Raw genomic sequence first — 308 nt, 5'->3', positions numbered from 1 at the left:
ATCATCTTTAAAATATGCTCAATTACAAAAGAAAACCTCACAATTAAGTGAGGTTCTTTTTTTAGTTTACTTTTCCGTACTCTGCTTCAAATTCGGCTTGGAACATAACAGTTTCTGGTAACTTGATTACTCCAAATTTACCTTGGAAACCTCCAAGCATACGTGTTGTTTTAATATGTCGTGCTGAAACTCCGTTACATACATACCAATTTTTAGTGTCTTTGCAATTAATTAGGAACATTTCGATTTCTCCACTTTCTGTTGTGTTATTGTTAGAGCCTCCAGTTTGTCCTGTAAGGCGTTTATTT

At 34.1% G+C, this 308-nt stretch carries 1 protein-coding gene; it reads right to left on the bottom strand.

Features of this window, described 5'->3' with window-relative positions:
* Positions 1–61 precede the first annotated feature (61 nt).
* The coding region (locus FDX22_RS30350; protein ID WP_222592579.1) for a hypothetical protein at positions 62–308 on the bottom strand (247 nt) is incomplete at its 5' end.

The organism is Citrobacter sp. TBCS-14, from assembly GCF_005280805.1.
Classification (GTDB): domain Bacteria; phylum Pseudomonadota; class Gammaproteobacteria; order Enterobacterales; family Enterobacteriaceae; genus Citrobacter; species Citrobacter gillenii.
This window is presented reverse-complemented; position numbering and strand designations above follow the sequence as displayed.